This is a genomic window from Pseudomonas kilonensis (assembly GCF_001269885.1).
GTDB lineage: Bacteria > Pseudomonadota > Gammaproteobacteria > Pseudomonadales > Pseudomonadaceae > Aquipseudomonas > Aquipseudomonas kilonensis.
The window spans coordinates 13259-32792 of sequence record NZ_LHVH01000019.1; the positions used below are offsets into that span (position 1 = coordinate 13259).

Here is a 19534-nt window from a genome sequence, read left to right on the forward strand (position 1 = left end):
CGTGACGCGAATCGAGAGCGGGGCTGTTTTGCCCGCTCTCTGCTCCGCCAGGAGGAAAGGCCTTGAAAGACCTACTGAATTTGCTGAAAAACCAGGGTCAAGTCGAAGAGTTCGACGCCATCCGTATTGGATTGGCCTCGCCTGAGATGATCCGTTCGTGGTCGTTCGGTGAAGTTAAAAAGCCGGAAACCATCAACTACCGTACGTTCAAACCTGAGCGTGACGGCCTGTTCTGCGCCAAGATCTTTGGCCCGGTCAAGGATTACGAGTGCCTGTGCGGTAAGTACAAGCGCTTGAAGCACCGCGGTGTGATCTGCGAGAAGTGCGGCGTTGAAGTCGCGCTGGCAAAAGTTCGTCGTGAGCGCATGGCGCACATCGAACTGGCCTCGCCGGTTGCCCACATCTGGTTCCTGAAATCGCTGCCGTCCCGTATCGGCTTGCTGATGGACATGACCCTGCGTGATATCGAACGCGTTCTCTACTTCGAGAGCTATGTCGTTATCGATCCAGGCATGACCACCCTTGAAAAAGGTCAGCTGCTCAACGACGAGCAGTACTTCGAAGCGCTGGAAGAGTTCGGCGACGATTTCGATGCCCGCATGGGTGCCGAAGCTGTCCGCGAACTGCTGCACGCGATCGACCTGGAGCACGAGATTGGCCGTCTGCGCGAAGAAATTCCGCAAACCAACTCCGAAACCAAGATCAAGAAGCTGTCCAAGCGTCTGAAGTTGATGGAAGCCTTCCAGGGTTCCGGCAACCTGCCAGAGTGGATGGTGCTGACCGTTCTGCCGGTTCTGCCGCCAGACCTGCGTCCACTGGTTCCGCTCGATGGCGGTCGTTTCGCGACTTCCGACCTCAACGATCTGTATCGTCGAGTGATCAACCGTAACAACCGCTTGAAGCGCCTGCTTGATCTGTCCGCTCCGGACATCATCGTGCGCAACGAAAAGCGTATGTTGCAGGAAGCGGTCGATGCACTGCTCGACAACGGTCGTCGTGGCCGCGCTATCACCGGTTCCAACAAGCGTCCTCTGAAATCCCTGGCTGACATGATCAAGGGTAAGCAGGGTCGTTTCCGTCAGAACTTGCTCGGTAAGCGTGTTGACTACTCCGGTCGTTCGGTAATTACCGTAGGCCCGACCCTGCGTCTGCACCAGTGCGGTCTGCCTAAGAAAATGGCTCTGGAGCTGTTCAAGCCGTTCATTTTCGGCAAGCTGGAAATGCGTGGTCTCGCGACTACCATCAAGGCCGCCAAGAAGATGGTCGAGCGCGAGCTGCCAGAGGTCTGGGACGTTCTCGCCGAAGTGATTCGCGAACACCCGGTTCTGCTCAACCGTGCACCGACCCTTCACCGTCTGGGTATCCAGGCGTTTGAACCGGTACTGATCGAAGGTAAGGCTATCCAGCTGCACCCGTTGGTCTGTGCTGCGTACAACGCCGACTTCGACGGCGACCAAATGGCCGTGCACGTACCGCTGACACTGGAAGCCCAGTTGGAAGCGCGTGCGTTGATGATGTCGACCAACAACATTCTGTCGCCAGCCAACGGTGAGCCAATCATCGTTCCGTCGCAGGACGTTGTATTGGGTCTGTACTACATGACGCGTGAAGCGATCAACGCCAAGGGCGAAGGTCGTGTGTTCGCGGATCTGCAAGAAGTTGACCGTGTGTTCCGTGCCGGCGAAGCCGCACTGCACGCCAAGGTCAAGGTGCGGATCAACGAAACTGTGAACGATCGTGATGGTGGCAGCGTGACCAACACTCGTATTGTCGACACTACCGTCGGCCGTGCGCTGTTGTTCCAGGTTGTGCCAAAAGGTCTGTCCTACGACGTCGTCAACCTGCCGATGAAGAAAAAGGCGATCTCCAAGCTGATCAACCAGTGCTACCGCGTGGTTGGTCTGAAAGAGACCGTGATCTTCGCTGACCAGTTGATGTACACCGGTTTTGCCTATTCGACCATTTCCGGCGTTTCCATCGGTGTTAACGACTTCGTTATCCCGGATGAAAAAGCCCGCATCATCGGTGCTGCTACCGAAGAAGTGAAAGAGATCGAAAGTCAGTACGCCTCCGGCCTGGTAACCCAGGGCGAGAAGTACAACAAAGTGATCGACCTCTGGTCCAAGGCGAACGACGAAGTTTCCAAGGCGATGATGGCCAACCTCTCGAAAGAGAAAGTCATCGACCGTCATGGCAACGAAGTCGATCAGGAATCCTTCAACTCGATGTACATGATGGCCGACTCGGGCGCACGGGGTTCTGCTGCGCAGATCCGTCAGCTCGCCGGTATGCGTGGCCTGATGGCCAAGCCGGACGGTTCCATCATCGAGACCCCGATTACCGCGAACTTCCGTGAAGGTTTGAGCGTACTCCAGTACTTCATCTCCACTCACGGTGCTCGTAAGGGTCTTGCGGATACCGCGTTGAAAACCGCGAACTCCGGTTACCTGACTCGTCGTCTGGTAGACGTTGCCCAGGATCTGGTCGTGACCGAGATCGATTGCGGCACCGAACATGGCCTGGTAATGACTCCGCACATTGAAGGCGGTGACGTTGTAGAGCCGTTGGGTGAGCGCGTATTGGGTCGTGTCATCGCCCGTGACGTATTCAAGCCGGGTACCGAGGACGTCATCGTTCCTGCGGGCACCCTGGTTGACGAGAAGTGGGTCGAGTTCATCGAACTCAACAGCATCGACGAAGTGATCGTACGTTCGCCGATCAGCTGTGAAACCCGCTATGGCATCTGCGCCAAGTGCTACGGTCGCGACCTGGCACGTGGTCACCAGGTGAACATCGGTGAAGCGGTCGGCGTTATCGCTGCCCAGTCCATCGGTGAGCCGGGTACCCAGCTGACGATGCGTACGTTCCACATCGGTGGTGCGGCAAGCCGGACCTCCGCGGCCGACAGCGTTCAGGTGAAGAATGGCGGTACCGTCCGTCTGCACAACCTGAAGCACGTTGAGCGAGTGGATGGTCACCTGGTTGCTGTGTCCCGTTCCGGTGAGCTGGCCATCGCTGACGACTTCGGTCGTGAGCGCGAGCGCTACAAGCTGCCGTACGGTGCTGTGATTTCGGTGAAGGAAGGCGACAAGGTCGACGCTGGTGCCATCGTGGCCAAGTGGGACCCGCACACTCACCCGATCGTTACCGAAATGAAAGGTACCGTGACCTACGTGGGCATGGAAGAAGGCATCACGATCAAGCGTCAGACCGACGAATTGACCGGTATGACCAACATTGAAGTACTCGATGCGAAAGATCGTCCAGCTGCCGGCAAGGACATCCGTCCTGCTGTGAAGATGGTCGACGACAACGGCAAGGATCTGTTGCTGCCAGGCACTGACGTTATCGCTCAGTACTTCCTGCCAGCCAACGCCCTGGTCGGTGTAGCGGATGGTGCGAAGATCGCGATCGGTGATGTTATCGCTCGTATCCCGCAAGAGACTTCGAAAACTCGCGACATCACCGGTGGTCTGCCGCGTGTTGCCGACTTGTTCGAAGCCCGTCGTCCGAAAGAAGCCTCGATTCTGGCTGAAGTCAGCGGCACCATCGCGTTCGGTAAAGAGACCAAGGGCAAACGCCGTCTGGTTATCACCCCGAACGACGGTACCGATCCGTACGAAGAGCTGATTCCGAAGTGGCGTCACCTGAACGTGTTCGAAGGCGAACAGGTAAACCGCGGCGAAGTTATCTCGGACGGTCCGAGCGATCCACACGACATCCTGCGTCTGCTGGGTGTGAGTGCGCTGGCCAAGTACATCGTGAACGAGATCCAGGACGTTTACCGTCTGCAAGGCGTGAAGATCAACGACAAGCACATCGAGACCATCCTGCGTCAGATGCTGCGTAAAGTTGAGATCGCTGAATCCGGCGATTCCAGTTTCATCAAGGGCGACCAGATGGAATTGACTCACGTACTGGTAGAGAACGAGCGTCTGAGCGGCGAAGACAAGTTTGTCTCCAAGTTCACTCGCGTTCTGCTGGGTATCACCAAGGCGTCGTTGTCCACCGAATCGTTCATCTCGGCGGCTTCCTTCCAGGAAACCACTCGCGTACTGACCGAAGCGGCGGTAACCGGCAAGCGCGATTACCTGCGCGGCCTGAAAGAAAACGTGGTCGTGGGTCGTCTGATCCCGGCCGGTACCGGTTTGGCCTATCACAGCGAACGCAAGCGTCGCCGTGAAGCTGACAAGCCGTTGCGCGTAAGCGCCAGTGAAGTGGAAGCTGCACTGACCGAAGCACTGAACTCGAGTGGTAACTGAGTTCTGCGGTAATTGAGTGCCTGGCCCTGGTCACCCCGTTCGGCGGATCGAGACAAATTGTCGAGATCCGGCGGGCGGGGAGGTCGGGGCCTTGCCTTGACTGGGGACAAGATCCTCTTTAGACTCTTGATCCCCTAAATTTGGCGGGAATTCGTTCCTGCCATTTTGCTTTTCTTGTAAGACAATAGCGTCGCAAGACAACAGTGGAGCTAGTAGATGGCAACTATCAACCAGCTGGTACGTCAGCCGCGTAAGCGTATCGTCGAGAAATCCGACGTGCCTGCGCTGCAGAACTGCCCGCAACGTCGTGGCGTATGCACCCGTGTGTATACCACCACGCCGAAAAAACCTAACTCGGCACTGCGTAAAGTATGCCGTGTGCGTCTGACCAACGGTTTCGAGGTTTCCTCGTACATCGGCGGTGAAGGCCACAACCTGCAAGAGCACAGCGTGGTACTGATCCGCGGCGGTCGTGTAAAAGACTTGCCAGGTGTTCGTTACCACACCGTTCGCGGCTCTCTGGATACCTCTGGCGTCAAAGGCCGGAACCAGGGTCGTTCGAAATACGGTACCAAGAAGCCTAAGTAGTGGTTTCTGGTAGCAAAAAACTGATTTTTATTTTTATGAGTCGATAAGAGTAAGGTCGGGCGCACATCCCTAGGATGTGGTGGTCCCGGGCTAACCTGAAGACCGTTTGAGGGCTTATCAATGCCAAGACGTCGCGTAGCAGCCAAACGTGAGATTCTGGACGATCCGAAATACGGAAGCCAGATTCTCGCCAAGTTCATGAACCACGTAATGGAAAGCGGCAAGAAAGCCGTTGCCGAGCGTATCGTTTATGGCGCACTGGACAAAGTTAAGGAACGCAAGAACAGCGATCCCCTGGAAATCTTCGAGAAAGCTCTCGACGCCATCGCTCCGCTGGTCGAAGTGAAGTCGCGCCGTGTAGGCGGTGCTACTTACCAGGTTCCGGTCGAAGTTCGTCCGTCCCGTCGTAACGCCCTGGCAATGCGCTGGTTGGTAGACTTCGCCCGCAAGCGCGGCGAGAAGTCCATGGCTCTGCGTTTGGCTGGCGAACTGTTGGACGCTGCTGAAGGTAAAGGTGCTGCAGTTAAGAAGCGTGAAGACGTGCACCGTATGGCTGAAGCCAACAAGGCTTTCTCGCACTACCGCTTCTAATTTTAGCGTCACTCAATTTGCGAGGGCTTTATGGCTCGTACTACACCGATTAACCGCTACCGTAACATTGGTATCGTTGCTCACGTGGATGCTGGTAAAACCACCACCACCGAGCGCGTCCTTTTTTACACCGGCAAAAGTCACAAGATGGGCGAGGTGCATGATGGCGCCGCGACCACCGACTGGATGGTGCAGGAGCAGGAGCGTGGTATTACCATTACTTCTGCTGCCATTACCGCTTTCTGGAAGGGTTCCGAGAAGCAGTACAAGGACGAGCACCGCTTCAACGTCATCGATACCCCGGGCCACGTTGACTTCACCATTGAAGTAGAACGTTCCCTGCGCGTACTCGACGGCGCTGTGGTTGTGTTCTGCGGTACCTCGGGCGTTGAGCCTCAGTCGGAAACCGTATGGCGTCAAGCCAACAAATACGGCGTTCCACGTCTTGTTTACGTAAACAAGATGGACCGTGCTGGTGCCAACTTCCTGCGCGTGATCGCTCAGATCAAGCAGCGCCTGGGTCACACTCCAGTGCCTATCCAGCTGGCTATCGGTTCCGAAGACAACTTCCAGGGTCAGATCGATCTGATCAACATGCAAGCGGTCTACTGGAACGATGCTGACAAGGGTATGGTCCCTGTTCGCAAGGATATTCCTGCTGAATTGCTGGAAGAAGCCGAGAAGTGGCGCGGCAACATGGTTGAGGCTGCGGCCGAAGCCAACGAAGAGCTGATGAACAAGTACCTCGAGGGTGAAGAGCTCACCAACGAGGAAATCAAGGCCGCTCTGCGTCAGCGTACTATCGCTGGTGAAATCGTCCTGGCTGTTTGCGGTTCTTCCTTCAAGAACAAGGGTGTTCCCCTGGTTCTCGACGCCGTTATCGACTTCCTGCCTGCGCCAACCGACATTCCTGCCATCAAGGGTACCGACCCGGATGACGAGACTATCGAGCTGGAGCGTCATGCAGACGACAACGAGCCGTTCTCGGCTCTGGCGTTCAAGATCGCTACCGACCCATTCGTGGGTACCTTGACCTTTGTCCGTGTTTACTCGGGCGTGTTGAACTCCGGCGACGGCGTGATCAACTCTGTAAAAGGCAAGAAAGAGCGCGTAGGCCGTATGGTGCAAATGCACGCAAACGCCCGCGAAGAGATCAAGGAAGTGCGCGCTGGTGACATCGCGGCCTTGATCGGCATGAAGGACGTCACCACTGGTGAAACCTTGTGCAATGGCGACAAGCCAATCATCCTGGTTCGCATGGACTTCCCGGAGCCGGTTATTTCGGTTGCCGTTGAGCCTAAGACCAAGGACGACCAGGAAAAAATGGGTATCGCTCTGGGCAAGCTTGCTCAGGAAGACCCGTCTTTCCGCGTCAAGACTGATGAAGAGACTGGTCAGACGATCATCTCCGGCATGGGCGAGTTGCACCTGGACATCCTGGTTGACCGGATGCGCCGTGAGTTCAACGTCGAAGCCAACATCGGTAAGCCTCAGGTTTCCTATCGTGAGCGCATCACGAAGAACTGTGAAATCGAAGGCAAGTTCGTTCGCCAATCCGGCGGTCGTGGCCAGTTCGGTCACTGCTGGATCCGTTTTGCACCGGCTGACGAAGGTCAGGAAGGTCTGCAATTCGTGAACGAAGTCGTAGGTGGTGTGGTTCCTAAGGAATACATCCCGGCGATCCAGAAGGGTATCGAAGAGCAGATGAAGAACGGCGTTGTTGCCGGCTATCCGCTGATCGGCCTGAAGGCGACTGTGTTTGATGGTTCTTACCACGACGTCGACTCCAACGAGATGGCGTTCAAGGTGGCTGCTTCCATGGCAACCAAGCAACTGGCCCAGAAGGGCGGTGGTGAGTTGCTCGAGCCGATCATGGCGGTAGAAGTCGTTACGCCTGAAGACTACATGGGTGATGTCATGGGCGACCTTAACCGTCGTCGTGGCATGATTCTGGGTATGGAAGATACGGTTTCCGGCAAGGTTATTCGTGCCGAGGTTCCGTTGGGCGAGATGTTCGGTTACGCGACCGACGTTCGTTCCATGTCTCAGGGTCGCGCAAGCTACTCTATGGAATTCAAAAAATACAATACAGCCCCGTCGCATATCGTCGAGACTGTTACCAAAAAACAAGGCTGATTCAGCCCTTTAGGCAAGGAGTTAATTGTCGTGGCTAAAGAAAAATTTGATCGTTCCCTACCGCACGTCAACGTTGGCACCATTGGTCACGTTGACCACGGTAAAACCACTCTGACTGCTGCTCTGACTCGCGTCTGCTCCGAAGTTTTCGGTTCGGCCGTTGTTGCTTTCGACAAGATCGACAGCGCTCCGGAAGAAAAGGCTCGTGGTATCACCATCAACACCGCGCACGTTGAGTACAACTCTTCGATTCGTCACTACGCTCACGTTGACTGCCCAGGTCACGCTGACTATGTGAAGAACATGATCACCGGTGCTGCCCAGATGGACGGCGCGATCCTGGTTTGCTCGGCCGCTGATGGTCCGATGCCACAAACCCGTGAGCACATCCTGCTGTCCCGTCAGGTAGGTGTTCCGTACATCGTTGTCTTCCTGAACAAGGCTGACATGGTTGACGACGCTGAGCTGCTGGAACTGGTTGAGATGGAAGTGCGCGATCTGCTGAGCACTTACGACTTCCCAGGTGATGACACTCCAATCATCATCGGTTCGGCTCTGATGGCTCTGAACGGCCAAGACGACAACGAAATGGGTACCACCGCTGTCAAGCGTCTGGTAGAAACTCTGGACAGCTACATCCCAGAGCCAGTTCGTGTTATCGACAAGCCGTTCCTGATGCCAATCGAAGACGTGTTCTCGATCTCTGGTCGCGGTACTGTTGTGACTGGTCGTATCGAGCGCGGTATCGTCAAGGTTCAGGATCCACTGGAAATCGTAGGTCTGCGTGACACCACCGTCACCACCTGCACCGGTGTTGAAATGTTCCGTAAACTGCTCGACGAAGGTCGTGCTGGCGAGAACTGCGGCGTTCTGCTGCGTGGTACCAAGCGTGACGACGTTGAGCGTGGCCAGGTTCTGGTTAAGCCGGGTTCGGTCAAGCCGCACACCAAGTTCGAAGCTGAAGTGTACGTTCTGAGCAAAGAAGAAGGCGGTCGTCACACTCCGTTCTTCAAAGGCTACCGTCCACAGTTCTACTTCCGGACCACTGACGTGACCGGTAACTGCGAACTGCCGGAAGGCGTTGAAATGGTAATGCCAGGCGACAACATCAAAATGGTTGTCACCCTGATCAAGACCATCGCAATGGAAGACGGTCTGCGTTTCGCTATTCGTGAAGGCGGTCGTACCGTCGGCGCTGGCGTCGTAGCCAAAATCATCGAGTAAGCTCTTTTTGAGTCAGCTTCGATGAGTTGAAAAAGCCCCCGCCCAGCGGGGGCTTTTTTATTGGGTTGACACCTATATGGGGCGTCTATAGAATTGCGCCTCCTTTTAACGGGCGTATTGCGCTCGGTGGGAATAGCAGCCGGAGTCTGAAATCCAATGCAAAATCAGCAAATCCGTATCAGGTTGAAGGCTTTCGACCATCGCCTGATCGACCAATCCACCCAGGAAATCGTGGAAACCGCGAAACGTACTGGTGCTCAAGTGCGTGGTCCAATTCCACTGCCTACCCGTAAAGAGCGGTTCACCGTTCTGGTCTCCCCGCACGTCAACAAAGACGCGCGTGACCAGTACGAGATCCGTACTCATAAGCGCGTTCTGGACATCGTCCAGCCAACGGATAAAACCGTTGATGCACTTATGAAGCTTGATCTTGCGGCCGGTGTGGAAGTGCAGATCAGCCTCGGCTAAGACTCGGTCTTAGTCGTGTAACGCTCTGAAATGGGCGGCCATAGCGGGTGAAAGCCCCGTACACTCATGAGGTTTACAACATGACTATTGGTGTAGTCGGTCGTAAATGCGGTATGACCCGTATTTTCACCGAAGAAGGTGTCTCCATTCCGGTCACGGTCATTGAGATCGAGCCGAATCGCGTCACCCAGTTCAAAACTGAAGAGACCGATGGCTATCGTGCAGTGCAAGTCACTGTCGGCGAGCGTCGTGCTTCGCGTGTAACAGCAGCTCAGGCTGGCCACTTCGCCAAGGCGAACGTTGCCGCTGGTCGTACCGTAATGGAATTCCGCCTTGAAGAAGGCGAGTACCAGGCCGGCGATCTGATCAACGCTGAAATCTTCGCCGCTGGTCAACTGGTTGATGTAACCGGTCAGTCCAAGGGTAAAGGCTTCCAGGGTACGATCAAGCGTTGGAACTTCCGCGGGCAAGATAACACCCACGGTAACTCCGTATCCCACCGCGTTCCAGGCTCTATCGGCCAGTGCCAGACTCCTGGTCGTGTATTCAAGGGCAAAAAAATGTCCGGTCATATGGGCGCTGAGCGCGTGACCGTGCAGTCCCTCGAAGTAGTGCGCGTGGACGCTGAACGCAATCTGTTGTTGGTCAAGGGCGCTGTTCCTGGCGCTACTGGCGGCAACTTGGTTGTACGTCCAGCAGCCAAGGCTCGCGGTTAAGGGGAAGCTGACATGCAATTAAATGTAAATGACGCTCAAGCGATCGAAGTTTCCGAACTGACATTTGGCGGCGAATTCAACGAGACGCTGGTTCACCAAGCAGTCGTGGCCTACATGGCCGGCGGCCGTCAAGGTAGCAAGCAGCAAAAGACCCGTTCCGACGTTTCCGGTGGCGGCAAGCGCCCATGGCGTCAGAAAGGTACTGGCCGTGCTCGTGCCGGTACTATCCGTAGCCCAATCTGGCGTGGCGGCGGTACCACTTTCGCAGCTCGTCCTCAGGATCACTCCCAGAAGCTGAACAAGAAGATGTATCGCGCAGCAATGCGTTCCATCCTTGCTGAGCTGGTGCGTACTGATCGTCTGGTCGTGGTTCAGGACTTCGCTGTTGAAGCACCGAAAACCAAAGATCTGCTGAACAAGCTGAACGGCATGGGCCTGACTGACGTCCTGATCGTGTCTGACGCTGTTGATCAGAACCTGTACCTGGCTGCTCGCAACCTGCCACACGTCGACGTTCGTGACGTGCAGGGTTCCGATCCGGTCAGTCTGATCGCATACGACAAGGTGTTGATCACCGTGTCGGCCGTGAAGAAATTCGAGGAGCTGCTGGGATGAACCAGGAACGCGTATTTAAAGTTCTGCTTGGCCCGCACGTTTCCGAGAAGGCTACGGTTCTGGCAGACAAGAAAGGCCAGTTCGTTTTCAAGGTTGCGACCGACGCAACCAAGCTGGAAATCAAGAAGGCCGTCGAAAGCCTGTTCAGCGTGAAAGTAGAGCGCGTGACTACCCTGAACGTTCTGGGTAAAAGCAAGCGCACTGCTCGCGGTCTGGGCAAGCGTAATGACTGGAAGAAGGCAGTTATCTCCCTTCAGCCAGGCCAAGATCTCGATTTCAGCAGCAGTGCTGAGTAAGGAAGGGGTGCATCATGGCAATCGTTAAATGCAAACCGACTTCCCCTGGCCGCCGTTTTGTGGTCAAGGTGGTCAACCAGGAGCTGCATAAAGGCGCTCCTCACGCACCGCTGCTCGAGAAAAAATCGAAGTCTGGTGGTCGTAACAACAATGGCCGTATTACCACTCGTCACATCGGTGGTGGTCATAAGCAGCATTATCGTCTGGTCGACTTCCGTCGCAACGACAAGGATGGCATCGCTGCCACCGTCGAGCGTATCGAATACGATCCAAACCGTACTGCTCACATCGCTCTGCTGCTGTACGCAGATGGCGAGCGCCGCTACATCATCGCCCCTAAAGGCGTGAGTGCTGGCGACCAGCTGATCGCAGGTGCCCTGGCACCGATCAAGCCGGGCAACGCTCTGCAACTGCGTAACATTCCAGTTGGTAGCACCGTACACGGCATCGAATTGAAGCCAGGTAAAGGCGCACAGATCGCTCGTTCCGCTGGTGCTTCGGCTCAGCTGATCGCTCGTGAAGGTGTCTACGTGACCCTGCGTCTGCGTTCTGGTGAGATGCGTAAAGTACTGGCTGAATGCCGTGCGACCCTGGGCGAAGTCTCGAACTCCGAGCACAGCCTGCGTTCGTTGGGTAAAGCTGGTGCCAAGCGCTGGCGTGGCGTTCGCCCAACCGTTCGTGGTGTTGCCATGAACCCGGTTGACCACCCACATGGTGGTGGTGAAGGTCGTACCTCTGGTGGTCGTCATCCGGTATCGCCATGGGGCTTCCCGACTAAGGGCGCGAAGACTCGTGGTAATAAGCGTACCGACAAAATGATCGTCCGTCGTCGCAAGTAAATAGAGGGATACGACAGTGCCACGTTCTCTGAAAAAAGGTCCTTTTATTGATCTTCACCTACTGAAGAAGATCGAAGTGGCGGCGGAAAAGAACGATCGCAAACCAGTTAAGACCTGGTCGCGTCGTTCGATGATCCTGCCACAAATGGTCGGTCTGACCATCGCAGTACACAACGGTCGTCAACACGTCCCAGTTCTCGTTAACGAAGACATGGTCGGCCACAAACTGGGCGAGTTCGCCGGTACCCGCACTTATCGTGGGCACGTGGCAGACAAGAAAGCCAAGCGTTAAGGGGTTAGGAAATGGAAGTAGCCGCTAAGTTGTCGGGCGCTCGAATCTCCGCCCAGAAAGCCCGCTTGGTCGCCGACCAGATCCGCGGGAAGAAGGTGGGCGAAGCGCTCAACCTGTTGGCTTTCAGCAGTAAGAAAGCCGCCGAGATCATGAAGAAAGTGCTGGAGTCGGCCGTAGCCAACGCCGAGCATAACGAAGGCGCAGACGTTGATGACCTGAAGGTCAGCACCGTTTTCGTCAACGAAGGGCGTTCGCTGAAGCGCATCATGCCACGTGCCAAAGGCCGTGCTGATCGCATCGTCAAGCGGTCTTGCCATATCACTGTCAAGGTTGCTGACAAGTAACGGAGTCGAAGAGATGGGTCAGAAAGTACATCCCATTGGCATTCGCCTGGGAATCGTCAAGGAGCACACCTCCGTCTGGTACGCAGACGGTCGGACTTATGCGGACTACTTGTTCGCTGATCTGAAGGTGCGTGAGTATCTCCAAGACAAACTAAAAAGCGCGTCCGTAAGCCGTATCGATATCCATCGTCCGGCGCAGACTGCACGTATCACCATCCACACCGCTCGTCCAGGTATCGTTATCGGGAAGAAAGGTGAAGATGTTGAGAAGCTGCGTCAGGACCTGACCAAGCAAATGGGTGTGCCTGTGCACATCAATATCGAAGAGATCCGCAAGCCGGAGCTCGACGGTATGCTGGTTGCGCAGAGCGTAGCTCAGCAGCTGGAGCGTCGCGTAATGTTCCGTCGCGCTATGAAGCGCGCTGTACAGAACGCAATGCGCATTGGTGCCAAAGGCATCAAAATCCAAGTGAGCGGTCGTCTCGGCGGTGCTGAAATCGCACGTACTGAATGGTATCGCGAAGGTCGTGTGCCACTGCACACCCTGCGTGCCGACATCGACTATGCCAACTACGAAGCTCACACCACTTACGGTGTGATCGGTGTAAAGGTTTGGATCTTCAAAGGCGAAGTAATTGGTGGTCGCCAAGAAGAACTGAAACCACAAGCACCAGCGCCTCGTAAAAAAGCTGCTAAGTAAGGGGTACGCCAAATGTTGCAACCAAAGCGTACGAAGTTCCGCAAGCAGATGACCGGTCACAACCGTGGCCTGGCATTGCGCGGTAGCAAAGTCAGCTTCGGCGAGTTCGCGCTGAAGTCTGTTGCTCGTGGTCGTCTCACCGCTCGTCAGATCGAGTCAGCGCGTCGTGCTCTGACCCGTCACGTAAAACGTGGCGGCAAGATCTGGATCCGTGTATTCCCGGACAAGCCTGTCACCAAGAAGCCACTCGAAGTTCGGATGGGTAAAGGTAAGGGTAACGTGGAGTACTGGGTTGCCCAGATTCAGCCAGGCAAAGTCCTGTATGAAATCGAGGGTGTTTCTGAAGAGCTGGCGCGTGAGGCTTTCGCCCTGGCTGCTGCAAAGCTGCCGCTCGCCACCTCCTTTGTTAAACGGACGGTGATGTGATGAAAGCGAATGAACTTCGTGAAAAATCAGCACAGCAGCTGAACGAGCAACTGCTCGGCCTGCTGCGCGACCAGTTCAATCTGCGTATGCAGAAAGCAACTGGCCAGTTGGGGCAGTCTCATCTGCTCTCGCAAGTTAAGCGTGACATCGCTCGCGTGAAAACTGTGCTCAACCAGCAGGCAGGTAAGTAATCATGGCTGAAGCCGAAAAAACTGTCCGTACGCTGACTGGCCGTGTTGTCAGCGACAAGATGGACAAAACCATCACCGTTCTGATCGAGCGTCGCGTTAAGCACCCGATCTACGGTAAATACGTTAAGCGTTCGACTAAGCTGCACGCGCACGACGAAACCAATCAGTGCCACATCGGCGACAAAGTCACTATTCGTGAAACTCGTCCTTTGGCCAAGACCAAGTCTTGGGCGCTGGTTGATGTTCTCGAACGCGCTGTGGAAGTCTAAGGACTAGGGGTCGGAGAAATTATATGATTCAGACTCAATCCATGCTCGATGTGGCCGATAACAGCGGCGCTCGCCGCGTTATGTGCATCAAGGTGCTGGGTGGCTCCCATCGTCGTTACGCTGGTATCGGTGACATCATCAAGGTTACCGTCAAGGAAGCAATTCCTCGCGGTAAAGTGAAAAAAGGCCAAGTGATGACTGCTGTTGTAGTCCGCACTCGTCACGGTGTTCGCCGTGCAGATGGCTCCATTATCCGCTTTGATGGCAACGCTGCTGTTCTGTTGAACAACAAGCAAGAGCCGATCGGCACCCGTATCTTTGGGCCAGTGACCCGTGAACTTCGTACTGAGAAGTTCATGAAGATCGTCTCGCTCGCCCCAGAAGTGCTGTAAGGAGATCCGACATGCAAAAGATTCGTCGTGACGACGAGATCATCGTGATCGCCGGCAAAGACAAAGGTAAGCGCGGTAAGGTGCTTAAGGTTCTCGCTGATGACCGTCTGGTTGTTGGTGGTCTGAACCTGGTCAAGCGCCATACCAAGCCAAACCCGATGTCGGGCGTACAAGGCGGTATCGTCGAGAAAGAAGCGCCACTGCACGCTTCCAACGTCGCCATCTTCAACGGCGAAACCAACAAGGCTGACCGCGTTGGTTTCAAAGTAGAAGACGGTAAGAAAATTCGTGTCTTCAAGTCGACCCAAAAAGCGGTTGATGCTTGAACACTGCTAGGTAGAAGACCATGGCACGACTAAAAGAGATTTACCGGAAGGAAATCGCACCGAAACTTAAGGAAGAACTTAAGCTTTCGAACGTGATGGAAGTTCCGCGCGTTACCAAAATCACCCTGAACATGGGTCTGGGCGAAGCGATCGGCGACAAAAAAGTCATCGAGCACGCTGTTGCCGACCTGGAAAAGATCACCGGTCAGAAAGTCGTTGTGACTTACGCTCGGAAATCCATCGCTGGCTTTAAAGTCCGTGAAGGTTGGCCGATCGGCGTCAAAGTGACCCTGCGCCGTGAGCGTATGTACGAGTTCCTGGATCGTCTGCTGTCGATCTCCCTGCCTCGGGTTCGCGACTTCCGCGGCCTGAATGCCAAGTCCTTCGATGGTCGTGGTAACTACAGCATGGGCGTTAAAGAGCAGATCATTTTCCCGGAAATCGATTACGACAAGATCGATGCTCTCCGCGGTCTGGACATTACCCTGACCACCACTGCTCGGACGGATGACGAAGGTCGCGCACTGCTGCGCGCTTTCAAATTCCCGTTCCGCAACTGATTGGAGTAGGAAAATGGCCAAGAAGAGCATGAAGAACCGTGAGCTGAAGCGTCAGCTCACCGTTGCCAAGTACGCCACCAAGCGTGCAGCGCTGAAAGCTATCATCGTTGATCTGAACGCAAGTCCAGAAGCACGTTGGGAAGCTACCGTAGCCCTGCAGAAGCAGCCACGTGACGCAAGCGCCTCGCGCATGCGTAACCGCTGCCGCCTGACTGGTCGTCCGCACGGCGTGTACCGCAAGTTCGGCCTCGGCCGTAACATGCTGCGTCAAGCTGCAATGCGTGGTGACGTTCCAGGTCTGGTTAAAGCCAGCTGGTAAGCACTGTCAAAGTCGCGGCGTTCGGGATCGCAAGATCCTGACCGCCGGTGGCCTTGAACTTGAATCAAGCCCCTTTTGGGGCTTGATTCATTTGTGGGGTGTGTCTAGAATACCCGGCTCGCCTGAGCCCGTGTTTTTATTGCACGGATGCGCTCGGCGACACGTACTAGCCGAAAGGCTAATTTTTTGTGTATTAGGAGCGTCTAGCCCATGAGTATGCAGGACCCGTTAGCGGACATGCTAACTCGTATCCGTAATGCCCAGATGGCTGAAAAGTCCGTCGTAAGCATGCCATCTTCTACTTTGAAGGTAGCTGTTGCCAAAGTCCTGAAGGACGAAGGTTACATTGCGGGTTATCAGATCAGCAGCGAAATCAAGCCTCTGCTGTCCATCGAGCTGAAGTACTTCGAAGGCCGTCCGGTCATCGAGGAAGTGAAGCGCGTTAGCCGTCCAGGCCTGCGTCAGTACAAGTCCGTCGATGATCTGCCAAAAGTTCGTGGCGGTCTCGGTGTGTCTATCGTCTCCACCAACAAAGGTGTGATGACGGATCGTGCTGCGCGCGCTGCCGGTGTCGGCGGCGAAGTTCTTTGCACTGTGTTCTAAGGGGGGATAAGCATGTCACGCGTCGCTAAGAACCCCGTTAAGCTGCCAGCCGGTGTCGAAGTCAAATTCGCAGGCCAACAGCTTTCGGTGAAGGGTGCCAAGGGCACTCTGCAACTGAACATCCATTCGTCCGTTGAGATTGTTGAAGAAGCTGGTGAGCTGCGTTTCGCTGCTCGCAATGGCGATCAACAGACTCGCGCAATGGCTGGTACCACTCGTGCGTTGGTAAACAACATGGTCCAAGGCGTAAGCCAAGGCTTCGAGCGCAAGCTCCAGCTGGTCGGTGTTGGTTACAAAGCGCAAGCAAAAGGCACAGTGCTGAACCTGGCTCTTGGCTTCTCGCACCCAGTGGATTATGAACTGCCGGAAGGCATCACCGCTGAGACTCCTAGCCAGACCGATATCCTGATCAAGGGCATCGACAAGCAGCTGGTAGGTCAAGTGGCCGCCGAGATCCGCGACTTCCGTCCACCAGAGCCGTACAAAGGCAAAGGTGTGCGCTACGCGGACGAAGTCGTCCGTCGTAAAGAAGCCAAGAAGAAGTAGGGCATAGCAAATGACCGACAAAAAAGTTACTCGACTGCGTCGCGCTCGCAAAGCACGCCTGAAAATGCACGAACTCGAAGTCGTGCGTCTCTGCGTGTTCCGCTCGTCGCAGCACATCTACGCCCAGGTCATTTCGGCCGACGGCAACAAAGTCCTGGCAAGTGCCTCGACTTTGGATAAAGAACTGCGTGATGGCGCCACTGGCAACATCGACGCGGCCACTAAGGTTGGCCAGCTGGTCGCTACGCGTGCTAAAGCCGCTGGCGTCTCGCAGGTGGCTTTCGACCGCTCTGGCTTCAAGTACCACGGCCGCGTCAAGGCGCTGGCTGATGCTGCTCGTGAAGCTGGGCTGGAGTTCTAAGTTATGTCAAATAACGACCAAAAGCGCGACGAAGGCTACATCGAGAAGCTGGTTCAAGTTAACCGCGTAGCCAAAACCGTTAAAGGCGGCCGTATCTTCACTTTCACTGCGTTGACCGTAGTGGGTGATGGTAAGGGCCGTGTTGGCTTCGGCCGTGGCAAGTCGCGTGAAGTGCCTGCTGCGATCCAGAAGGCAATGGAAGCTGCTCGCCGCAACATGATCCAGGTTGATCTGAACGGCACCACTCTGCAGTACGCAATGAAGTCCGCCCATGGCGCTTCGAAGGTGTACATGCAGCCTGCTTCTGAAGGTACCGGTATCATCGCTGGCGGCGCTATGCGTGCTGTCCTCGAAGTTGCTGGCGTTCAGAACGTTCTGGCCAAGTGCTACGGCTCGACTAACCCGGTAAACGTGGTTCACGCCACTTTCAAGGGTTTGAAAGCAATGCAGTCTCCTGAATCCATTGCCGCCAAGCGTGGCAAAAGCGTCAAGGAGATCTTCTGATCATGGCTACCGTAAAAGTTACGCTGATCAAAAGCATGACCGGCCGCATCCCTAACCACAGACTGTGTGTTAAGGGTTTGGGTCTGCGTCGCATCGGTCACACTGTAGAAGTCCTGGATACTCCCGAGAATCGCGGGATGATCAACAAGGCTTACTACATGCTGCGTGTCGAGGGTTAATCGATGAAACTCAATGATCTGAGTCCAGCGCCGGGTTCCCGTCGTGAAAAGCATCGTCCGGGCCGTGGTATCGGTAGTGGTTTGGGCAAGACCGGTGGCCGTGGCCACAAAGGTCAGACCTCCCGCTCCGGTGGCACCATTGCTCCAGGCTTTGAAGGCGGTCAACAGCCGCTGCATCGTCGCCTGCCGAAGTTCGGTTTCGTTTCCCTGAAAGCCATGGACCGCGCAGAAGTGCGTCTGTCCGAGCTGGCCAAAGTGGATGGCGACATCGTCACCGTGCAGTCCCTGAAGGATGCCAACGTGATCAACCAGAACGTTCAGCGTGTGAAAATCATGCTGTCGGGCGAAGTTGCTCGTGCTGTCACCATCGGAAAGGGAATCGGCGCCACCAAAGGTGCGCGCGCGGCTATCGAAGCAGCTGGCGGCAAGTTCGAGGAATAAATGGCTAAGCAAGGTGCTCTCTCTGCGCTCGGCAAAGGCGGTATGTCTGAACTCTGGGCTCGTCTGCGTTTTCTGTTCCTGGCGATTATCGTCTACCGAATAGGCGCACACATCCCGGTTCCAGGTATCAACCCGGACCGACTCGCGGACCTGTTTCGACAGAATGAGGGGACCATTCTTAGCTTGTTCAACATGTTTTCCGGCGGCGCGCTGGAGCGGATGAGCATCTTTGCACTGGGGATCATGCCGTACATTTCGGCGTCGATCATCATGCAATTGATGAGCGCCGTCAGCCCGCAGCTGGAGCAGTTGAAGAAGGAAGGTGAAGCTGGCCGTCGCAAGATCAGCCAGTACACCCGCTACCTCACTGTCGTCCTCGCTCTCGTCCAGGCTGTTGGCATGTCCATCGGTCTGGCGGGGCAGGGCGTAGCGTTCACTGGTGACTTTGGCTTCCATTTCGTTGCGGTAACCACTTTTGTGGCGGGCGCGATGTTCATGATGTGGCTGGGTGAGCAGATTACTGAGCGTGGTGTTGGCAACGGTATCTCGATGTTGATCTTCGCAGGTATCGTCGCCGGTCTTCCGAGAGCAATCGGGCAGTCTTTCGAGTCTGCGCGTCAGGGCGATATCAATATTTTCGCCCTGGTTGCCATCGGTCTGTTGGCAGTAGCGATTATCGGTTTCGTGGTGTTCATCGAGCGTGGTCAGCGGCGTATTGCTGTTCACTACGCCAAGCGTCAGCAGGGCCGCAAGGTGTTTGCTGCGCAGACCAGCCACTTGCCGTTGAAGGTGAACATGGCCGGCGTTATTCCGGCTATTTTCGCGAGCAGCATCCTGCTGTTCCCAGCTTCGTTGGGTGCCTGGTTCGGCCAGTCTGAAGGTATGGGCTGGTTGCAGGACATCTCGCAGTCGATCGCTCCTGGTCAGCCGTTGAATATTCTGCTGTTTAGTGCAGGGATTATTTTCTTCTGCTTCTTCTATACGGCGTTGATGTTCAATCCGAAAGACGTAGCGGAAAACCTGAAGAAGTCCGGTGCCTTTATTCCGGGTATCCGTCCAGGTGAGCAGTCGGCGCGCTACATTGATGGCGTTTTGACTCGTTTGACCTTGTTCGGTGCTCTTTACATGACGGCCGTGTGCCTGCTTCCCCAGTTCCTGGTGGTTGCGGCAAACGTACCGTTCTACCTTGGCGGGACCTCGTTGCTGATCGTGGTCGTGGTTGTGATGGACTTCATGTCCCAAGTACAATCGCACCTCGTTTCGCACCAGTACGAATCCCTGATGAAGAAAGCCAACCTGAAGGGCTACGGCAGCGGCATGTTGCGCTGAGTAGCGTCCATAAGGTT

Annotated in this window: 27 protein-coding genes; all 27 read left to right on the plus strand. The window is 55.5% G+C overall.

Going from position 1 to position 19534, the window contains the following annotated elements:
- Window positions 1–62: 62 nt before the first annotated feature.
- The 27 genes from rpoC (at window position 63) to secY (ending at window position 19517) form a co-directional block, all read left to right on the plus strand.
- Complete coding sequence (gene rpoC / locus AD662_RS12455) at window positions 63–4262, plus strand: DNA-directed RNA polymerase subunit beta' (protein ID WP_018611969.1); 4200 nt, start codon at window positions 63–65, stop codon at window positions 4260–4262.
- A gap of 216 nt (window positions 4263–4478) precedes the next feature.
- Window positions 4479–4850 (plus strand): 30S ribosomal protein S12, encoded by a 372-nt coding sequence (gene rpsL, locus AD662_RS12460; RefSeq protein ID WP_002555494.1) that lies wholly within the window; start codon window positions 4479–4481, stop codon window positions 4848–4850.
- A gap of 120 nt (window positions 4851–4970) precedes the next feature.
- The gene (rpsG, locus tag AD662_RS12465) at window positions 4971–5441 is read left to right on the plus strand and encodes a 30S ribosomal protein S7 (protein WP_003186074.1); all 471 of its coding nucleotides are present in this window, start codon (window positions 4971–4973) and stop codon (window positions 5439–5441) included.
- A gap of 30 nt (window positions 5442–5471) precedes the next feature.
- Window positions 5472–7577: an elongation factor G gene (gene fusA / locus AD662_RS12470; protein WP_018612014.1), complete on the plus strand. Its 2106-nt coding sequence runs from the start codon at window positions 5472–5474 to the stop codon at window positions 7575–7577.
- Window positions 7578–7607: 30 nt separating this feature from the next.
- Complete coding sequence (gene tuf, locus AD662_RS12475) at window positions 7608–8801, plus strand: elongation factor Tu (RefSeq protein WP_003186071.1); 1194 nt, start codon at window positions 7608–7610, stop codon at window positions 8799–8801.
- Between the two features lie 156 nt (window positions 8802–8957).
- A complete protein-coding gene (rpsJ, locus tag AD662_RS12480) occupies window positions 8958–9269 on the plus strand; it encodes a 30S ribosomal protein S10 (protein WP_003186070.1) in 312 nt (103 codons plus the stop codon).
- 80 nt (window positions 9270–9349) lie between these two features.
- Window positions 9350–9985, plus strand: coding sequence for a 50S ribosomal protein L3 (rplC, locus tag AD662_RS12485; protein ID WP_003186059.1), 636 nt, complete (start codon window positions 9350–9352; stop codon window positions 9983–9985).
- Window positions 9986–9997: 12 nt separating this feature from the next.
- Window positions 9998–10600, plus strand: coding sequence for a 50S ribosomal protein L4 (gene rplD, locus AD662_RS12490; RefSeq protein ID WP_003186057.1), 603 nt, complete (start codon window positions 9998–10000; stop codon window positions 10598–10600).
- A complete protein-coding gene (rplW, locus tag AD662_RS12495; protein ID WP_002555488.1) occupies window positions 10597–10896 on the plus strand; it encodes a 50S ribosomal protein L23 in 300 nt (99 codons plus the stop codon). The genes rplD and rplW overlap by 4 nt, the downstream gene beginning before the upstream one ends.
- A 14-nt stretch (window positions 10897–10910) precedes the next feature.
- Window positions 10911–11735, plus strand: a complete 825-nt coding sequence (gene rplB / locus AD662_RS12500; protein WP_003186055.1) for a 50S ribosomal protein L2 — start codon at window positions 10911–10913, stop codon at window positions 11733–11735.
- 16 nt (window positions 11736–11751) lie between these two features.
- A complete protein-coding gene (rpsS, locus tag AD662_RS12505; protein WP_002555486.1) occupies window positions 11752–12027 on the plus strand; it encodes a 30S ribosomal protein S19 in 276 nt (91 codons plus the stop codon).
- An 11-nt stretch (window positions 12028–12038) separates the two neighbouring features.
- Window positions 12039–12371: a 50S ribosomal protein L22 gene (gene rplV / locus AD662_RS12510; protein ID WP_003103908.1), complete on the plus strand. Its 333-nt coding sequence runs from the start codon at window positions 12039–12041 to the stop codon at window positions 12369–12371.
- Window positions 12372–12384: 13 nt separating this feature from the next.
- Window positions 12385–13071 carry a 30S ribosomal protein S3 gene (gene rpsC, locus AD662_RS12515; RefSeq protein ID WP_003176422.1) on the plus strand — a complete coding sequence of 229 codons (687 nt, stop codon included), beginning with the start codon at window positions 12385–12387 and terminating at the stop codon, window positions 13069–13071.
- Between the two features lie 12 nt (window positions 13072–13083).
- Window positions 13084–13497: a 50S ribosomal protein L16 gene (gene rplP / locus AD662_RS12520; RefSeq protein ID WP_003186052.1), complete on the plus strand. Its 414-nt coding sequence runs from the start codon at window positions 13084–13086 to the stop codon at window positions 13495–13497.
- Window positions 13497–13688: a 50S ribosomal protein L29 gene (gene rpmC / locus AD662_RS12525; RefSeq protein ID WP_002555481.1), complete on the plus strand. Its 192-nt coding sequence runs from the start codon at window positions 13497–13499 to the stop codon at window positions 13686–13688. Before rplP ends, rpmC begins: the two co-directional genes overlap by 1 nt.
- Before the next feature lie 2 nt (window positions 13689–13690).
- Window positions 13691–13957 carry a 30S ribosomal protein S17 gene (gene rpsQ / locus AD662_RS12530; protein ID WP_003176419.1) on the plus strand — a complete coding sequence of 89 codons (267 nt, stop codon included), beginning with the start codon at window positions 13691–13693 and terminating at the stop codon, window positions 13955–13957.
- A 23-nt stretch (window positions 13958–13980) separates the two neighbouring features.
- Window positions 13981–14349 (plus strand): 50S ribosomal protein L14, encoded by a 369-nt coding sequence (rplN, locus tag AD662_RS12535; RefSeq protein WP_002555479.1) that lies wholly within the window; start codon window positions 13981–13983, stop codon window positions 14347–14349.
- A gap of 11 nt (window positions 14350–14360) precedes the next feature.
- A complete protein-coding gene (gene rplX, locus AD662_RS12540) occupies window positions 14361–14675 on the plus strand; it encodes a 50S ribosomal protein L24 (protein ID WP_007896770.1) in 315 nt (104 codons plus the stop codon).
- A 20-nt stretch (window positions 14676–14695) separates the two neighbouring features.
- Complete coding sequence (gene rplE, locus AD662_RS12545; RefSeq protein ID WP_003186044.1) at window positions 14696–15235, plus strand: 50S ribosomal protein L5; 540 nt, start codon at window positions 14696–14698, stop codon at window positions 15233–15235.
- A gap of 13 nt (window positions 15236–15248) precedes the next feature.
- The gene (gene rpsN / locus AD662_RS12550; RefSeq protein ID WP_003186042.1) at window positions 15249–15554 is read left to right on the plus strand and encodes a 30S ribosomal protein S14; all 306 of its coding nucleotides are present in this window, start codon (window positions 15249–15251) and stop codon (window positions 15552–15554) included.
- Window positions 15555–15764: 210 nt separating this feature from the next.
- Window positions 15765–16157 (plus strand): 30S ribosomal protein S8, encoded by a 393-nt coding sequence (gene rpsH / locus AD662_RS12555; RefSeq protein WP_003186040.1) that lies wholly within the window; start codon window positions 15765–15767, stop codon window positions 16155–16157.
- A 12-nt stretch (window positions 16158–16169) separates the two neighbouring features.
- Window positions 16170–16703 (plus strand): 50S ribosomal protein L6, encoded by a 534-nt coding sequence (rplF, locus tag AD662_RS12560; protein ID WP_003186039.1) that lies wholly within the window; start codon window positions 16170–16172, stop codon window positions 16701–16703.
- A gap of 10 nt (window positions 16704–16713) precedes the next feature.
- Window positions 16714–17064, plus strand: a complete 351-nt coding sequence (rplR, locus tag AD662_RS12565) for a 50S ribosomal protein L18 (protein ID WP_003186037.1) — start codon at window positions 16714–16716, stop codon at window positions 17062–17064.
- A gap of 3 nt (window positions 17065–17067) precedes the next feature.
- On the plus strand, window positions 17068–17568 hold the full coding sequence (rpsE, locus tag AD662_RS12570; protein WP_003186035.1) for a 30S ribosomal protein S5: 501 nt from the start codon (window positions 17068–17070) through the stop codon (window positions 17566–17568).
- A gap of 2 nt (window positions 17569–17570) precedes the next feature.
- Entirely contained in the window at window positions 17571–17747 is a 177-nt protein-coding gene (gene rpmD / locus AD662_RS12575) for a 50S ribosomal protein L30 (RefSeq protein ID WP_010438202.1), read from the plus strand.
- 3 nt (window positions 17748–17750) lie between these two features.
- Window positions 17751–18188 (plus strand): 50S ribosomal protein L15, encoded by a 438-nt coding sequence (gene rplO / locus AD662_RS12580; protein ID WP_003186032.1) that lies wholly within the window; start codon window positions 17751–17753, stop codon window positions 18186–18188.
- The gene (secY, locus tag AD662_RS12585; RefSeq protein ID WP_018612224.1) at window positions 18189–19517 is read left to right on the plus strand and encodes a preprotein translocase subunit SecY; all 1329 of its coding nucleotides are present in this window, start codon (window positions 18189–18191) and stop codon (window positions 19515–19517) included.
- The last annotated feature ends 17 nt before the right edge of the window (window positions 19518–19534 follow it).

What these genes read in the sequence shown, in the direction of transcription:
- fusA (WP_018612014.1), top strand. Translation starts at nt 5,472, where the DNA reads ATGGCTCGTACTACACCGATTAACCGCTACCGTAACATTGGTATCGTT.
- rplD (WP_003186057.1), top strand. Translation starts at nt 9,998, where the DNA reads ATGCAATTAAATGTAAATGACGCTCAAGCGATCGAAGTTTCCGAACTG.
- rpmD (WP_010438202.1), top strand. Translation starts at nt 17,571, where the DNA reads ATGGCTACCGTAAAAGTTACGCTGATCAAAAGCATGACCGGCCGCATC.
- rplB (WP_003186055.1), top strand. Translation starts at nt 10,911, where the DNA reads ATGGCAATCGTTAAATGCAAACCGACTTCCCCTGGCCGCCGTTTTGTG.
- secY (WP_018612224.1), top strand. Translation starts at nt 18,189, where the DNA reads ATGGCTAAGCAAGGTGCTCTCTCTGCGCTCGGCAAAGGCGGTATGTCT.
- rplC (WP_003186059.1), top strand. Translation starts at nt 9,350, where the DNA reads ATGACTATTGGTGTAGTCGGTCGTAAATGCGGTATGACCCGTATTTTC.
- rplN (WP_002555479.1), top strand. Translation starts at nt 13,981, where the DNA reads ATGATTCAGACTCAATCCATGCTCGATGTGGCCGATAACAGCGGCGCT.
- rplW (WP_002555488.1), top strand. Translation starts at nt 10,597, where the DNA reads ATGAACCAGGAACGCGTATTTAAAGTTCTGCTTGGCCCGCACGTTTCC.
- rpsG (WP_003186074.1), top strand. Translation starts at nt 4,971, where the DNA reads ATGCCAAGACGTCGCGTAGCAGCCAAACGTGAGATTCTGGACGATCCG.
- rpsJ (WP_003186070.1), top strand. Translation starts at nt 8,958, where the DNA reads ATGCAAAATCAGCAAATCCGTATCAGGTTGAAGGCTTTCGACCATCGC.
- rplV (WP_003103908.1), top strand. Translation starts at nt 12,039, where the DNA reads ATGGAAGTAGCCGCTAAGTTGTCGGGCGCTCGAATCTCCGCCCAGAAA.
- rpsL (WP_002555494.1), top strand. Translation starts at nt 4,479, where the DNA reads ATGGCAACTATCAACCAGCTGGTACGTCAGCCGCGTAAGCGTATCGTC.
- rplP (WP_003186052.1), top strand. Translation starts at nt 13,084, where the DNA reads ATGTTGCAACCAAAGCGTACGAAGTTCCGCAAGCAGATGACCGGTCAC.
- rplF (WP_003186039.1), top strand. Translation starts at nt 16,170, where the DNA reads ATGTCACGCGTCGCTAAGAACCCCGTTAAGCTGCCAGCCGGTGTCGAA.
- rpsE (WP_003186035.1), top strand. Translation starts at nt 17,068, where the DNA reads ATGTCAAATAACGACCAAAAGCGCGACGAAGGCTACATCGAGAAGCTG.
- rpsC (WP_003176422.1), top strand. Translation starts at nt 12,385, where the DNA reads ATGGGTCAGAAAGTACATCCCATTGGCATTCGCCTGGGAATCGTCAAG.
- rpsQ (WP_003176419.1), top strand. Translation starts at nt 13,691, where the DNA reads ATGGCTGAAGCCGAAAAAACTGTCCGTACGCTGACTGGCCGTGTTGTC.
- rpmC (WP_002555481.1), top strand. Translation starts at nt 13,497, where the DNA reads ATGAAAGCGAATGAACTTCGTGAAAAATCAGCACAGCAGCTGAACGAG.
- rplX (WP_007896770.1), top strand. Translation starts at nt 14,361, where the DNA reads ATGCAAAAGATTCGTCGTGACGACGAGATCATCGTGATCGCCGGCAAA.
- rpsH (WP_003186040.1), top strand. Translation starts at nt 15,765, where the DNA reads ATGAGTATGCAGGACCCGTTAGCGGACATGCTAACTCGTATCCGTAAT.
- rplE (WP_003186044.1), top strand. Translation starts at nt 14,696, where the DNA reads ATGGCACGACTAAAAGAGATTTACCGGAAGGAAATCGCACCGAAACTT.
- rplR (WP_003186037.1), top strand. Translation starts at nt 16,714, where the DNA reads ATGACCGACAAAAAAGTTACTCGACTGCGTCGCGCTCGCAAAGCACGC.
- rpsN (WP_003186042.1), top strand. Translation starts at nt 15,249, where the DNA reads ATGGCCAAGAAGAGCATGAAGAACCGTGAGCTGAAGCGTCAGCTCACC.
- rplO (WP_003186032.1), top strand. Translation starts at nt 17,751, where the DNA reads ATGAAACTCAATGATCTGAGTCCAGCGCCGGGTTCCCGTCGTGAAAAG.